The organism is Methanobacterium sp. (assembly GCF_038562635.1).
Taxonomy (GTDB): domain Archaea; phylum Methanobacteriota; class Methanobacteria; order Methanobacteriales; family Methanobacteriaceae; genus Methanobacterium_D.
The window spans coordinates 2,196,533-2,210,175 of the sequence record NZ_JBCFBO010000001.1 but is presented as its reverse complement, the minus strand read 5'-3'; the positions used below and the strand labels follow the sequence as shown (position 1 = coordinate 2,210,175).

Below are 13,643 nucleotides of genomic sequence, written 5' to 3'. Positions count from 1 at the left end.
ATAAAGATTATTAAATATAATAATATAAAATATAGAACAATTATTACTAATTTGAGAGAAATTCATTTTAAAAGCTGAATTTAAAAAAAAATAGAGATTAAATATTAATAATTTTAAAAAAAGTCATTTTTAAAAGTGGAATTTAAAAAAAAGAATTTTATTTACAGACTTAAAGATTTTTTCACCTTGCTACTCGATGCAAAGCGTAAGATTATAGATGAATTTTTCTAAAAGCTCATCACGGAGGGGATTGTGGCCGCCTTGGTACTTTCCCAAATTTGACATGTATACAAATGAGAATATAGAAAGTGAAAATGCCATATAATCTATTTTCTGGTTGGGAATATACTTTTCAATGTATTTACTGAAATATTCAGTACTTTCTTTCCAAATTGGCCCGGTTACTTTTCTATCCTGGTTAAAACCTAACTTGAAGAATTCAAAATTATTCCAGAAAAACTTATCCAGGTTTTTAACACAAGTCTCTAAAAAGTCCTTGGGGTCTTCAAATTCATTATCAATAAAAATAAGTGAAGATGCATCTTTATTCAATTTTTCCATGCCGTAAATCATAACCTGATTAAAAAGATTCTGTTTAGTTTTAAATTTGGTATATAAAGTCATCTCAGTAAAACCGGCTTCAGCTGCTATAATTCTAGTAGTGGCACCTGCATATCCATTTTTACTAAACAATTTTAATGCAACATCTAAGATTTTCTGTTTAGTTTCATCAGTCATATAAATCAACCATATATTAAATTTTGAGCCATTTTAAATTTTTCTCAAAAACATATGAACTTTACCTTGAAAGTACAACCCGCAGCATTACCTCCCAGCATTAACGTAATTACACTAATTATTAATATAAAAATCACATATCCCTTATTTTAAAAATCAACCATATACTTATAAAAGTGTTTACAGACTATGTAAAAATCAAAATTATAAAGATTACTGTGATCTTTTAATAAATTCAAAAATATATTTAGAGGCGAGTTATAATGGTTAAATGCCCTAACTGCGGTATTGAATATGATGATGATTCTATAAAATGTTTAGTTTGCGGATATATGTTCAAAGAATCCCCCGAAAAAAATGTAAAAATTCAAAATGTAAGAACAGCTGAAAATAAATTTAGTTTACAGGCTATTTTTGCAGGAACTCTTGTTTATTCTGGATTAATGTTTTTTATTGGAATGCTGGTAGTTTTACTGGGCCTGTATCATCCATTAAATCTATCCGAATTTGGGTCTGCATTCATATTTGCAGTTATAGTGCCCCTTATAATAGGTAACATTCTGGCTTGCTGGATTGGGAACAGCAATTATCAGCAGAGCATGCTTAATGGAGGAATAATAGGCATTTTACCTGTTCTAGTACTCTCACTTTTTGGTTTAGGTGATTTCAGTATTTTATTCCTTTTCTTCATCATGGGAACTTTAGGTGGAATTTTAGGTAAGGTTATAACAACCAGGCTAATAAAAAATCCCCAAACAAATTATATTAAGAAAATCAGGTTTACCATGGTACTTCTTTTTATAATAATTGGATGTATCTTCGGTACGACAATGGCAATTGCAGGTGCCGGCAACAACACGACATATGACCAGAATGGAATCTCATTCAGTTATTTTGGAGAGTTAGTTACAATGGACAATCCTGTAAACACACATCCCTTCGGTACAGGAAATAACCTTACTGTAATTACAGCATTAAATGGAGTAAATAATACAGGAACCCAATCAGATGCGTTACTTATAAGTAAAGGTCCTGCAACATTATCTCTGCAAGATCATGTAAATGCAGAGAAATCATCCATCCAACAAGCTAACTGCACAATCACTTCAGAGACAAATACAACTGTAGATGGAGTTCCAGCCACTGAAATTAATTACAACAGTACCAGCAATATTGCAGGAGTAGAGTTACTTCTTATAAAAAATAACACCATTTACAGTCTGAACTTCAATTATGATAGTAACAACGAGATCCAGAGGTATATTTGCTTTTTACCTATTGAAAAAAGTTTGCATATACAATAAATCAAGTTAAATAAAAAAAAAAGAAGTGGTATCATCATGTGATGACTACTTCTAACTTATCTCCTTCTGCTGCATTTTTAATTTCACGTGCTATTCTGCGCCCCATACTCATGAATTCACCGAATAAAAGGTAGCTATAAGCAGAAGCATGCATGAATGTGTTTGTTCCACCATCTATCCTTGCACTCATCTCAAATACAACAATTTCGAGATTGTCAGTACATAATGTCTGCAAACAGAACGGCCCATTCATTCCAGGTTTTACTAATTTTTTAGCAGCTTCAACAAGGTTGTCACCGATGTCAAATACCTGTGGAAGTAATGATTCCCTTATAACCACAGGATGATTACCTGTTATAACATAGGATGGGTCCAGTGCAAGTTCAAGCTGATCTTTAGCTGGAATTCTTGTTACTCCATCAATATTGGATTCAAATCTGCTGTCCATACCTAAAACTTCAACTTCGTCTTTTAATGCAGAATAGAAGAAATGAATACAGTAGTTACATCCAGAAACATATTCTTCGATGTGTGCCTTTTCTATATCGTCTTCTGTAATCCATTCCCTGTCGATCATGTTGATAATTTTTTTATCGAATTCTTCAGGCGATGCCGCCACGAAGTACCCTTTTCCACCTCTTGCACCTGGGAATTTGACCATTACAGTTCTATCAATATCTGCACTGCTTTCGAATTTTTTAGGTATCCTTATGTCTGATTCTAAAAGAAGTTTTCTTTCAAGATCTCTTTCAGCTTCCCACCTTAAGATGGACCTGTTTCCAAACATTGGAACATAAAATTCACTTTCTACGCGATCAAGCCCGGCATAAGCTATAAAAGAGCCATGCGGTACAATAATACTATTTAAATCACGTAATTTTTGTTGTACATCTTCATTTACTATATCACTGAATTTATCAACAAGTATAAATTCATCAGCAACTCCAAAACGCTGGTATGGAACTTCACGTCCTTTCTCGCATACTACAGCTGTCCTGAAACCTTCTTCTTTTGCTCCTTTTAGTATATGTAAAGATGTATGACTTCCTAATGTTGCAATAGTTATGTCTTTTTTATCATATTTATTTAAGATATCAAGGATTTTCTGTCTATCTACTAAACTCATTTTGAATCTCCCCTGTCTTAGTTGAATAATGAATAAATTTTGTCTGTTGTAATAGTTATTCTTTTTGTCTTGATCTCCACTCACTACCAAATTAGGAACTATTTAGAAAATACGAATACTATTTTTTTGGAAAATCCTGAAAATTGACCTTAGTAATCAAACATAAAAGAATATACCAATTCTAATTAACTTTTTAAGCTAATTTGACATGCATATATCTTATCCCTATCTTTAAACATCATATTATCAATTTTGCATTTTCTGGAAGTTGAGTTATAAACTGCGATAACATTTTAAATCTTTAGCATAAATATTATATTTATGAAAGGCAAAGTCATCGGAGATATTCTTGTTTTAAAAAATGAACCAGATAATTTACAGGAACTACTAAATTTACCTGAAGTGAAACGTATAGTTAAATTAGGGCGGATAAATGGCCCTAAAAGAGAGCCAGAAGTTGAAATACTCGTCGGCGATAATACAGAAACCATTCATCGAGAAAATCACTGTTTTTTCAAGCTAGATGTTGCCAGAATAATGTGGTCTAAGGGAAACACAGGAGAACGGAAAAGAATGGCAAATCTGGTTGAAGATGGTGAAACCATTGTGGACATGTTCGCCGGAATCGGATATTTTTCAATACCTATGGCTGTGCATTCCAATCCTGCTAAAATTTATTCCCTAGAAATAAATCCCGTGTCATACGGCTATTTAAAGGAAAATATCATGCTTAACAAAGTTGAAGATGTAATAGAACCAATATTAGGTGACTGCAGAGAATTTAAGCCTAAAAATTTCGCAGATAGAGTTTTAATGGGCTACATTGGAAATACAAATGAATATCTTGATAAAGCAGTGGACATAGTGAAGCCTGGAGGCATTATTCACTATCACGAATCAGTGCCCGATAAGTTAAAGTTTGAAAGGCCACCTCAAAGAATAATTGACGCTGCAGGTGGGCGCGATGTGGAAATATTAAATAAGAGAATCATAAAAAAATATTCTCCCGGCGTTTATCACGTTGTAATAGATGCATTAATCAAATGAACTAATTCAAAAATTTTAAGATAAAATTATTTTTGTGATTATATGGCGATTTCAGAGGAAGATACAGCTAATTTGATTGAATACAATACTGCAAAGTTTTTTCTTAATTTAGGGCGTTTAAATGGTGATGAGATCTGTGATGCCCCTGAAATTAAATATATATTCACAAAAAACTGGTTCAGCCGTATTTTCATGGCAAATTTTAATGAATCTGATTTATCTACAAGTATTGAGCAGATAATCTCAAGGATTAAAAAGTTAAATATATCTGCTTCATGGTACATTACTCCCCAATCATACCCTGTAAACCTGCAAAACACCCTGAAAGATTATGGTTTTACATATAAATATGATTGGAGTGCCATGGCAATTGATCTTGAAAATGTTCCTGAAAGCTTTGATTTTCCAGAAGGTATGGCAATAAAAGAAGTCCTTAATTTAGATGAACTCGGAACATGGACTGATATCCTGGTAAAAAGCTTTGAATTCCCTGAGATAGTTCAGTCTTATAAAAAATATTTCATTAACGCTGGACTTGAACTCATTAATTCTCATTATTATCTAGGATTTTTAAATGGAAAACCAGTATCTACATGCGTACTTTTTGATGGTGAAGGAGCTGCAGGTTTATTTTATATTGGAACAGTTCCAGAGGCTAGAAAACAAGGTATAGCCAAAGCTATGGTTTGTTATCTCCTCAACACTGCAAAAAAGAAAGGATACTCTATTTCTGTTTTACAGGCAAGCGAAATGGGATATCCTGTTTATAAAAAGATTGGTTTTAAGAAATATTACACTACAAAAATTTACAGGAGATAAAATTCCATTTAACCGCTGAATAATCAAGTTTCAAAAGATTAAAAATTTAAGAATTTATCTCATAATTATATTAAATATAAAAAACAAAGTATAACATAGGATAAATGCTCTTAATCTCCTAAAAGAGATGTGTTGTGATAATATGGACTTATATGAAGCCATACGGAATAGAAGAAGTATAAGGAAGTATAAAGACAGAGAAATTGATGACAATCTTATACATGAAATAATTAAAGCAGGCATGTGGGCCCCGTCTGCCGGAAATCTACAAAGCTGGGAAGTTGTAGTGGTAAAAGACCCTGAAATAAAATCTCAACTTGCAGTTGCATGCTACATACGGGAGTTCATTGCGGAAGCTCCTGTTGTGCTGGTAATGTGCGCCCATAAACGAAAATCAAGCGCTGCATATGGTGAAAGAGGACAGGAACTTTACTGCATACAGGATGCAGCGTGTGCAGCTCAAAATATGCTCCTTATGATTCATGACCTTGGATTAGGGGCCTGCTGGAATGGGTCCTTTGATGAAGATTCAGTTTCAGCTTTATTAGGAATTCCAAATGGTGTGCGGCCAGTAGCAATAATTACTGTAGGTTATCCTGGTGAAAAACCTATTCCTCCACCCAGGGAAGATATTGAAGACTTCATTCACCGTGAAACATATTAATTTTAATACGGATTATATCTTAATTAAAAAATCTTTCTCAATCTACCTTTTAGCCACTGCATAACACTCAATTAGAAAACTGATAAATATGGATAAAATCATTGGAATAGACCTATCAGGAAAACCAGAAAATCCAACGGGAATCTGCTTTTTAGATGCACATAATCTTTATTTTAGCACTCTTTTTGAAAATAAAGATATTTTAAACCATATAAATATGAAAAAACCATCTTTAATTGTAATTGATGCTCCGCTATCACTTCCAAAGGGCAGATGCTGCCTGAGTAAAGACTGCAGCTGTAGTAAAAAAGGAGGACATTTTAGGGAAGCAGAAATGGAAATGCGCAAATATGGAAGAACATTACCCCTTACCTTCCGCGGAATGAGGATGCTTACAGAAAGAGGCATTCAAATAGCAGAGAGACTTAAAGATGAATATATTGTCTTAGAATCTCATCCACGGACTGTTCAAAAAATTTTAGGTTTTTCCAATTTATATGAAGACTTAACAAACTATTTTGAATTACCAGAAAATATCAGTGAACATGAACTGGACGCTGCACTGCTTGTTATAGCCGGCGTCTTTTACGCAGGAGGAGAATTTATGGAGTTTGGTGACGTGGATGAAGGCACCATAATCCTCCCAAAAAACCGTGATATAAACGATATTTTAAATTTTAAAACGCCTCTATAATTTAATATAATATTAAAATACACCATTCAATGTATTTACAATATTGAAGTTAAAACAAATCTAATTTAGATTTATTAATCCATTTAATGATTATTTCAGATTATTTTATTTATGCTTTTTTTCATTAAAAGTAATATTATTTATCACATGATGATCATAATAAGTACATGAGACCTCCAATGACAAAAAGGGAATCTGTACTCAAGGCTACGTATGAAATATTGAGATATAACAAATATTCAGGTGTTGCAACTTTTATATTCAGAACAAAATTAATGGAACGCCTGCATGAATATAATGATGACATAATTCGTGACCTTGAGGAAATATTGATCAAATATGAATTGATATTAAAAGACAAAAAGACCCAGCTTTTAATACCTACAAAAAAGCTGTTATATGCCCCTGAATTTCAATTATTGAACTTTAGTAAAAAGACTGCAGTTCCAATAAGTTATAAAATTAGACAATCCCAATTCCTGAGAATATAAAATGAATTGAACAATACTACGGCATATGGCTGAGCTGTTTAAGTAGGATATTCATCCAACCAACAATCTAATTAAAATGATTAAAGGAGTGATATAATGGCCGGAATGAGCCCTGAAGCCGTTTATAATTATTTAGGTGGCGTACACTATCCAGCTAAAAAGCCAGAATTAATTAAACATGCCAAAATTAACGGCGCTGGCGCAGATGTAATCCATGCTTTAGAAACTCTTCCTGATGAAGAGTATAAATCTCAAGATGAACTTATCAGGATAGGATCACAGCTTAAACATAAAGAATGGTCAGAAATTAGGCATGAACACGGCAGATAATAAACTATAACTTATTTTAGTACATTAAAATAATTCCATTATTCTTTTTAATGAATTAGTTAACTTAATTAATTTCATATATTATATGCTGTTCTCAATTAGCCTATCTGGAATCTTTTCCATAAGTTCACTGACTGTTTCAGCACTATTAAAAACAGTTGTAACTGATTCAAGAGGTTTGCTGTATATTTCAGGATAATCTACCTCACCATCCTTCGAAACTGGAAATGCAATCTTTTCCCCATCAACTGAAAACTGGGCATTCACATCTTCCCTGTTGCCTCTAGCATCCAGTCTATACCATTTACCATCTAAAAATACCGCATTAAGCCCATGGAGTATGTATCCTCCCTCATGAGTAAGTCTTTGATAGCAAAAACCTGTTGGTACTTTCAAAAATCTCAGCATTGCAGCAAGCAGGTTGGATTTTGCAAAACAAATTCCCTGACCATTATCCAGAACTTCAGACGCTTTAAAAGTCACTTTCTGGCCATTGATGTCCAGTGAATGGAGTATTTCATCCCGTACAAATTCATAAATATTTTTGATAGTTTCAAGCTGATTTTTAGAATCTAAAGATAATTTTAGCGCCTTTTCCTGAATCCTGGAACTATTGTAATCCATGATTTCAGAATCTTTCAAATAATCTGTTATATCATCCATCTGATTAAGCTGCAAATTTTCGACCCCAAACTTTTTATGTTTTTCGTATTTTTATCTGCTTATTAAAATACAAATTAGTTTCATCTTCAACTAAAAAAAATGAAAAAAGTTGTCAGATCAGTTTTCAATCTCTTACCGCAGTACCCTTAAAGAAGTTATAAAAGAAAACCCCATCAGGCTCTGTTGTTTTATATAAATCCTCTATCCCCTTTTTCCAGGATTCAGCATCTATCATACCTGAAGAAATTGCCTGTTCTTTAACTCCTTCCACCATCGCAATAATGGTCCTTTTATTGAACCCTTCCACCAAATCCGGCTTGCTTGCATCTACATATACGATTTTAGGTGAAACCTGGATATTTTCAAATCCTGAATTTTTTAATAGTGGATAAATTTCTCTCCCAATCATCGGGTTACAGTCCAGTCCAGTTTGACACTCTATCAGACACTCCCAAGCTTTAACTGATTCATCTGTTTCAGGGTAGAAATAACAAGACCCATGATCTCCTTCAATTACGGTGATTGATCCCCCTTTCTTAAGAACCCTCCTTAAACTTTCCAGTGCAGCTATTGGATCCTTCAAATGCTCAAGCACAAAACAAACAAATATATGATCAAATGTCTCATCCTCAAAAGGTAAACTTAGAAGGTCTGCCCTTTGAAATTCAACATTTGAGAACCCATTTTGTTCTATTAACTCCTTTGCCTGTTTTATTGAATCTTCAGATATATCAATTGAAGTAATTCGAGCATCAGGACTGTTTTTTGCAAGCCTTATAGTTTGAGCTCCTACTCCACACCCTGCTTCTAAAATTTTAGTCCCTGAAGAATATTCAGTACCCCCATGCAGAAGGTTAGCAAGTGTATCTGCCTGATCAAGTAACCTGTTGGACTCTTCTTCAGAATATCCATGAACATAATCTTTATTCATAATAATCATCCCATATTTAAATTTATTAGCCCATTAAACTAATTTATATTTTCATTTTTGATCTTTACCTCTCATCTAGACTTTTAACGCCATAACTTTTATTTGAAGAGTCATAAGATCAAAATATATACAAATAAACACTTTGAATAAGTTTTATACCTGATAGTGCTATTTAAAGCTTTACAGCACATATATGTTCATTTAACAAAAAATAAAAGAAACTGTCTGCTTAAAACGCTGTGACTTAAAATTCCCAATTACTTTAATAACTGCTTATTATTGAGCATATTACGTTTAAACGTCATATACGCCTATAAATGAAAAAATAAAACATATTATTTATTTAATAATTCATTCAATTGCCCAGGCCCATATAAACATTCTAAAGCATCTGAAAGATTATCCTCTTTAAGATACTGGAGTGAGTTATTAATTGCCTGAAGGCTGGAATATATCAACAATGTAGGCAAACTAACCCTTGCTACTCCTAATTTCTTTAAATCATTGATTGTGAAATTATTAATGTTATATGGCTGACCTGCTGCAATACTAACTGGCCCTTTAACTTCTTTTTTAATCTGTTTAACCTCATCCAGTGTTGCGGCATATGTTACAAATGCAAGATCGGCACCTGCGTCAAGATATTGATTAGCACGATCTATTGCAATTTCCAACCCATCATACCGATCATCAGTTGATTTTAAAGCGTCTGTTCTCCCATTTATTACAAAATCAGAGTAACCTTCTATTTCTGCCGTTTGTCTGGCCACCATAATTTTTTGGGCCATTAAATCAGCATCTATTATAGACAGTTTACTTTTTCCATCAGGAATTTGATCTTCAATGTTAATACCCGCAACACCCGTTTCTATAAACCTTGCAACTGTGTCAATTACCTCTTCAGGCCCGCCGTAACCATCTTCAGCATCAGCCATAACTGGAACATCCACTGCCTCCACAATTCTGCGCGTTAATTCTATGTTTTCATCAAGAGTAACGTCAATTTCCCGCGTATAACCTGCAGAAATTGAAAAACTGTATCCTGAGCATTGAACAGCTTTAAATCCTGCATTTTCAATTAGTTTAGCGCTTATTGGATCATATGCATCAGGTACAACCAGTGTTTCACCTGAATTTAAAAGTTCTTTGAGTTTTTTGCTTTTCATAAAATCCCTTCTAAAACATCCACTATGTTATTTAGATTAATATATTATTGGAATTAAGCCCCGCGTAATTCTTATTAAACAGCATCTATTCAATCCAGATTACATCATCTTTCAGTTCTGATTGTATAAAATAACACTTAACAACATAATATCCATTTACCTCAAATATTCGATATTTATATCTGGATTCAAAGCGATTCCGGGTTTTCCCAATAATTCAACAAACCTGAAACCTTTTGATGGATGGAAAAGATTTGCAGATACGCAACTTTTTAAAACCCACGCTGTATCAAGGCCCATTTCGGTACCGGCACATGCAAGTACAAATTCATCTTCTGGAATGATGCCTGCATCAGTGGCCATTAAAACAGATTCCATAGATACTAGCGTTCCAGGCGAAATTAATTCAAGTGTTTTTGCCATGACATCAAGAGAAGTGATCTTCTGAAGGTGCAACCTCATTGAAAAACTAGGTCCAAAGAGGGGAATAGTTCCTCGGACGATTTCAACATTTAATTCATCCAGTTTAATCTTGTTTTCATCAGTGATATTCATTGGAACTCTTTTTAATCCTTTTTTAATCCATTCATCCCGTTTTTCCTTGAGTTCAGGTATTTCATCAAATAGATCTTTATCCATCTCATTTACTTCCCAGTACATACCCTGAGGACATGTAACACAAATTATTTTCTTATTTTTTATTCTTTCAGCTATTTTAAGAGCGCTATCGCCGGTAATGGATGCTACTACGATATAATTCACTTCCAAAGAGGCATCTTGCAATATGTCTATCACTTCATCAGTATTTACCGGACCTGGTCTTTCAAAAACTTTCATATAAACTCCCCTCGTAAAGAATTGTATTACTATAATCTATAAACCAATTTAGCTTTTTGGTAACTGAACTATTACCAGAATAGTCCATACTATTTTTAAGAGCGTATAAACCAACACACATTGATATTTTACGTGTTAATACCTTTAATTATACTAAATTTTAGTTTAATCTCAATTTAAGGCAATAATATAATTTAATGAATAAATCTACAAATTTAATTCTGTTTTTTTAAAAATTTTATACCCTTAGATTTGGGAATAAAATGGAAAAATGTGGGTTTAAAATCCGGTTAAAATCGGGTGAATCTCGGAAAAACTATTTTTAAAGGTTTTTATAACCTTAATACTAACACTAAAAAGAAGGAGGTAATTTAAATGCCATAATTTATTTTATATTGCTAAAATCATCACCCATATTTGTTAAATATCAAAAATAGTCAATTTAAATCAAAATTATGTAGAATTAAAATTTGTAGGTTTAAGGTGAAAAAATGAATCTTTATAAATTAGCATTTAATAATATCTGCAGGAAAAAGCTTAGAAGCTCATTAACTATGTTGGGGATAATAATCGGTGCTGCAACTATCCTAATACTCATGGGTACCACTGCAGGACTAGCTTCAGCAGTTAAAGACCAAACCAGTGAGTATATGTACGATGTGATAATCGCACCAGCATCCAGCAGTGGATCTTACCTGATGACTCCTCAAACGGTTTCGAAGGTAGAAAAATTATCTAACATCTATGATTTACAGGAAGTAACCGTATTTTCAGATGAGATAAATGGAAAAACAGTTACTATCGGTGGTACAAATGACTGGAAGAAAGTTAAAATAAAAAGTGGAACCCCCGGTGTGGTAATTAACCATGCAGTTGCAGATAAACTCGGCCTGGCTATTGGAGATAAAATAAAAGTTAAAAATCAGGAATTAACCATCACAGGAATATCTAACGAAGAACAGGTAGATGAAGATGTAATGGGCATTTACATTAACCAGAGCCTTGCAGAACAAATGGTAAATAACAAAATAAGAGCCATCTACGCCAGAACCAATGGAGATCCAAAAACCGTTGCAAATGATGTAGAAAAACAGGTAAAAGGAGTTAACGTGGAAACCAAATCAGAAAAAGTCGCTAAAGTTCAGGAATGGAGTAATAAAGCACTGCTCTTTATGGGAATGATTGCAGGTATAGCCCTGGTTGTAGGAATTATAAGTGTAGTAAATACCATGATGATGAGTGTTATGGAAAGAACAAAAGAATTAGGAGTTTTAAAAGCAATTGGATTTACAAACTGGGACTTAAAAGGGAGCATACTCTTTGAATCCGGCCTCCTGGGATTTTCAGGATCAGTTATAGGAATTATGATTGGAATTGCAGGCATTATATTAGTGGCAAAGATGTTGAATTTTACAACATATATTCCGGAAATGATGCCGCTGTGGTTAATTGGAAGTGTGATTATAGGATCCACCCTTTTAAGTATTCTGGCAGGATTATATCCGGCAATGCGTGCTTCAAAATTAAACGTTGTGGAGGCCCTTAGACATGAATAATGCAGTACTTGAATTTAAAAATGTTTGGAAAACTTATACAATGGGAGATGAAACCGTGAACGCCCTTGCGGGCCTAGATCTAGCCCTAGAGAAAGGTTCATTTACAGCCGTCATGGGACCGTCTGGATCAGGTAAATCAACATTCCTGCACGTGGCTGGAATACTGGACATGCCCACCAGAGGTACATTTCAAATTAATGGAAAGGAAACTCATAAATTATCAGTTAAAGAGCAGGCAAGGCTTAGAAGAGATGAAATAGGTTTTATATTTCAGCGGTTTAACCTGATGTCGCAGCTTACAGTACTGGAGAATGTCATGCTCCCTATGATAAAAGAGGATACAAAAAAAGCTGTAGACCTCCTAAACAGAATGGGATTGGCGGAAAAACATAATAAACGTCCAGGACAGCTTTCAGGCGGGGAGCAGCAGCGTGTCGCAATAGCCAGAGCACTTATAAATGATCCATCCATTATTTTAGCTGATGAGCCAACAGGAGAACTTGACACCAAAAATGCAGACTCCATAATGCAGATACTTCAAGATTTAAACAGGGATGAAAGAGTAAGCATTGTTATGGTTACCCACAATCCCGCATCAGCAGAATTTGCAGATGAAATTCGCCACATGAGCGACGGTAATTTCATTAATAATAGCAAATAAACTATTAAATTCTCTTTAATTTTTAATACTTAGAAATGAAGATAAATATCCCCATAACCAATAGAACCCAACAGAATCAACTAATTATTAAAATTTATTTAATTAGTAATCAAATTTGGGAATAAAATGTAAAAAGATGGAGTAAATTTCGGAAAAACTTTTTTAGTGTTATCGAATTGATCTATTAATACAATTCATATGATAAAAAGCTGAATAATTCTATATTAATGGCTATTATGCACGTTATAAAATCTTTATAATAGCCATGAGGTTTAAAAAAATGTTATTTGGAGCACCAGACTTATTAACAAGTGCAATTGTAATTATAACCGTTATACTGGGACTTGGAACTATTTTCCTGTTATGCGGACTGCTCTATATTTACTGGGGAAATTACAGGGAAACAAAATCAGGTTATGCAGTAGGCCTTTTATTATTTGCATCAGCTTTACTGCTCCAAAATATCCTGTTAACTGCAACTTACTTTATCAGCATACTTGATCACTGGTATGAAGGAATTGTAATGTTTGCACTTATCCTTTTTGAATTTATAGCGCTTTCAATACTCTTTAAAATAAGCTGGGAATAAATATTAATAACAATTACAAAGTTAGGG

The 13,643-nt window shown here is 33.5% G+C and carries 16 protein-coding genes; 10 read left to right on the top strand and 6 right to left on the bottom strand.

All coding sequences use genetic code 11. The features are described 5' to 3' along the window. Positions 1-189: 189 nt before the first annotated feature. Positions 190-738 (bottom strand): TetR/AcrR family transcriptional regulator, encoded by a 549-nt coding sequence (locus tag AAGU07_RS10715; RefSeq protein ID WP_342459077.1) that lies wholly within the window; start codon positions 736-738, stop codon positions 190-192. A 263-nt stretch (positions 739-1,001) separates the two neighbouring features. On the opposite strand from AAGU07_RS10715, the gene AAGU07_RS10710 reads away from it, so the two are divergent. Further along, positions 1,002-2,042: a hypothetical protein gene (locus AAGU07_RS10710; RefSeq protein ID WP_342459076.1), complete on the top strand. Its 1,041-nt coding sequence runs from the start codon at positions 1,002-1,004 to the stop codon at positions 2,040-2,042. 34 nt (positions 2,043-2,076) lie between these two features. Here AAGU07_RS10710 and AAGU07_RS10705 read toward each other — a convergent pair whose 3' ends face one another. Continuing rightward, the gene (locus AAGU07_RS10705) at positions 2,077-3,168 is read right to left on the bottom strand and encodes a formate--phosphoribosylaminoimidazolecarboxamide ligase (RefSeq protein ID WP_342459075.1); all 1,092 of its coding nucleotides are present in this window, start codon (positions 3,166-3,168) and stop codon (positions 2,077-2,079) included. A gap of 321 nt (positions 3,169-3,489) precedes the next feature. Between AAGU07_RS10705 and AAGU07_RS10700 the strand changes: the two genes are divergently transcribed. The 6 genes from AAGU07_RS10700 to AAGU07_RS10675 all read left to right on the top strand — a co-directional run bounded on the left by AAGU07_RS10700 (position 3,490) and on the right by AAGU07_RS10675 (position 7,213). After that, positions 3,490-4,215 (top strand): class I SAM-dependent methyltransferase family protein, encoded by a 726-nt coding sequence (locus tag AAGU07_RS10700; RefSeq protein ID WP_342459074.1) that lies wholly within the window; start codon positions 3,490-3,492, stop codon positions 4,213-4,215. Positions 4,216-4,257: 42 nt separating this feature from the next. Next, positions 4,258-5,034 carry a GNAT family N-acetyltransferase gene (locus tag AAGU07_RS10695; protein ID WP_342459073.1) on the top strand — a complete coding sequence of 259 codons (777 nt, stop codon included), beginning with the start codon at positions 4,258-4,260 and terminating at the stop codon, positions 5,032-5,034. A 142-nt stretch (positions 5,035-5,176) separates the two neighbouring features. Then, on the top strand, positions 5,177-5,698 hold the full coding sequence (locus AAGU07_RS10690) for a nitroreductase family protein (RefSeq protein ID WP_342459072.1): 522 nt from the start codon (positions 5,177-5,179) through the stop codon (positions 5,696-5,698). Between the two features lie 88 nt (positions 5,699-5,786). Further along, the gene (locus AAGU07_RS10685; protein ID WP_342459071.1) at positions 5,787-6,392 is read left to right on the top strand and encodes a DUF429 domain-containing protein; all 606 of its coding nucleotides are present in this window, start codon (positions 5,787-5,789) and stop codon (positions 6,390-6,392) included. Positions 6,393-6,571: 179 nt separating this feature from the next. Continuing rightward, complete coding sequence (locus AAGU07_RS10680) at positions 6,572-6,883, top strand: hypothetical protein (protein WP_342459070.1); 312 nt, start codon at positions 6,572-6,574, stop codon at positions 6,881-6,883. Positions 6,884-6,979: 96 nt separating this feature from the next. Then, a complete protein-coding gene (locus AAGU07_RS10675) occupies positions 6,980-7,213 on the top strand; it encodes a DUF2795 domain-containing protein (RefSeq protein ID WP_342459069.1) in 234 nt (77 codons plus the stop codon). A gap of 81 nt (positions 7,214-7,294) precedes the next feature. On the opposite strand, the gene AAGU07_RS10670 is transcribed toward AAGU07_RS10675, so the two are convergent. The 4 genes from AAGU07_RS10670 to AAGU07_RS10655 form a co-directional block, all read right to left on the bottom strand. Then, a complete protein-coding gene (locus tag AAGU07_RS10670; RefSeq protein WP_342459068.1) occupies positions 7,295-7,891 on the bottom strand; it encodes a transglutaminase-like domain-containing protein in 597 nt (198 codons plus the stop codon). Between the two features lie 109 nt (positions 7,892-8,000). Beyond that, the gene (locus tag AAGU07_RS10665) at positions 8,001-8,807 is read right to left on the bottom strand and encodes a methyltransferase domain-containing protein (protein WP_342459067.1); all 807 of its coding nucleotides are present in this window, start codon (positions 8,805-8,807) and stop codon (positions 8,001-8,003) included. A gap of 335 nt (positions 8,808-9,142) precedes the next feature. Then, the gene (locus tag AAGU07_RS10660) at positions 9,143-9,973 is read right to left on the bottom strand and encodes an isocitrate lyase/PEP mutase family protein (RefSeq protein ID WP_342459066.1); all 831 of its coding nucleotides are present in this window, start codon (positions 9,971-9,973) and stop codon (positions 9,143-9,145) included. A 156-nt stretch (positions 9,974-10,129) separates the two neighbouring features. Then, positions 10,130-10,810: a hypothetical protein gene (locus AAGU07_RS10655; RefSeq protein WP_342459065.1), complete on the bottom strand. Its 681-nt coding sequence runs from the start codon at positions 10,808-10,810 to the stop codon at positions 10,130-10,132. Between the two features lie 491 nt (positions 10,811-11,301). Here AAGU07_RS10655 and AAGU07_RS10650 point away from each other — a divergent pair, with 491 nt between their 5' ends. The 3 genes from AAGU07_RS10650 (at position 11,302) to AAGU07_RS10640 (ending at position 13,616) form a co-directional block, all read left to right on the top strand. Continuing rightward, positions 11,302-12,366 (top strand): FtsX-like permease family protein, encoded by a 1,065-nt coding sequence (locus AAGU07_RS10650; protein ID WP_342459064.1) that lies wholly within the window; start codon positions 11,302-11,304, stop codon positions 12,364-12,366. After that, positions 12,359-13,027 (top strand): ABC transporter ATP-binding protein, encoded by a 669-nt coding sequence (locus tag AAGU07_RS10645; protein WP_342459063.1) that lies wholly within the window; start codon positions 12,359-12,361, stop codon positions 13,025-13,027. The genes AAGU07_RS10650 and AAGU07_RS10645 overlap by 8 nt, the downstream gene beginning before the upstream one ends. Positions 13,028-13,307: 280 nt before the next feature. Then, positions 13,308-13,616: a hypothetical protein gene (locus tag AAGU07_RS10640; RefSeq protein ID WP_342459062.1), complete on the top strand. Its 309-nt coding sequence runs from the start codon at positions 13,308-13,310 to the stop codon at positions 13,614-13,616. The last annotated feature ends 27 nt before the right edge of the window (positions 13,617-13,643 follow it).

What these genes read in the sequence shown, in the direction of transcription:
- AAGU07_RS10710 (WP_342459076.1), top strand. Translation starts at nt 1,002, where the DNA reads ATGGTTAAATGCCCTAACTGCGGTATTGAATATGATGATGATTCTATA.
- AAGU07_RS10665 (WP_342459067.1), bottom strand. Translation starts at nt 8,807, where the DNA reads ATGAATAAAGATTATGTTCATGGATATTCTGAAGAAGAGTCCAACAGG.
- AAGU07_RS10660 (WP_342459066.1), bottom strand. Translation starts at nt 9,973, where the DNA reads ATGAAAAGCAAAAAACTCAAAGAACTTTTAAATTCAGGTGAAACACTG.
- AAGU07_RS10650 (WP_342459064.1), top strand. Translation starts at nt 11,302, where the DNA reads ATGAATCTTTATAAATTAGCATTTAATAATATCTGCAGGAAAAAGCTT.
- AAGU07_RS10690 (WP_342459072.1), top strand. Translation starts at nt 5,177, where the DNA reads ATGGACTTATATGAAGCCATACGGAATAGAAGAAGTATAAGGAAGTAT.
- AAGU07_RS10675 (WP_342459069.1), top strand. Translation starts at nt 6,980, where the DNA reads ATGGCCGGAATGAGCCCTGAAGCCGTTTATAATTATTTAGGTGGCGTA.
- AAGU07_RS10655 (WP_342459065.1), bottom strand. Translation starts at nt 10,810, where the DNA reads ATGAAAGTTTTTGAAAGACCAGGTCCGGTAAATACTGATGAAGTGATA.
- AAGU07_RS10685 (WP_342459071.1), top strand. Translation starts at nt 5,787, where the DNA reads ATGGATAAAATCATTGGAATAGACCTATCAGGAAAACCAGAAAATCCA.
- AAGU07_RS10640 (WP_342459062.1), top strand. Translation starts at nt 13,308, where the DNA reads ATGTTATTTGGAGCACCAGACTTATTAACAAGTGCAATTGTAATTATA.
- AAGU07_RS10705 (WP_342459075.1), bottom strand. Translation starts at nt 3,168, where the DNA reads ATGAGTTTAGTAGATAGACAGAAAATCCTTGATATCTTAAATAAATAT.
- AAGU07_RS10700 (WP_342459074.1), top strand. Translation starts at nt 3,490, where the DNA reads ATGAAAGGCAAAGTCATCGGAGATATTCTTGTTTTAAAAAATGAACCA.
- AAGU07_RS10715 (WP_342459077.1), bottom strand. Translation starts at nt 738, where the DNA reads ATGACTGATGAAACTAAACAGAAAATCTTAGATGTTGCATTAAAATTG.
- AAGU07_RS10680 (WP_342459070.1), top strand. Translation starts at nt 6,572, where the DNA reads ATGACAAAAAGGGAATCTGTACTCAAGGCTACGTATGAAATATTGAGA.
- AAGU07_RS10645 (WP_342459063.1), top strand. Translation starts at nt 12,359, where the DNA reads ATGAATAATGCAGTACTTGAATTTAAAAATGTTTGGAAAACTTATACA.
- AAGU07_RS10695 (WP_342459073.1), top strand. Translation starts at nt 4,258, where the DNA reads ATGGCGATTTCAGAGGAAGATACAGCTAATTTGATTGAATACAATACT.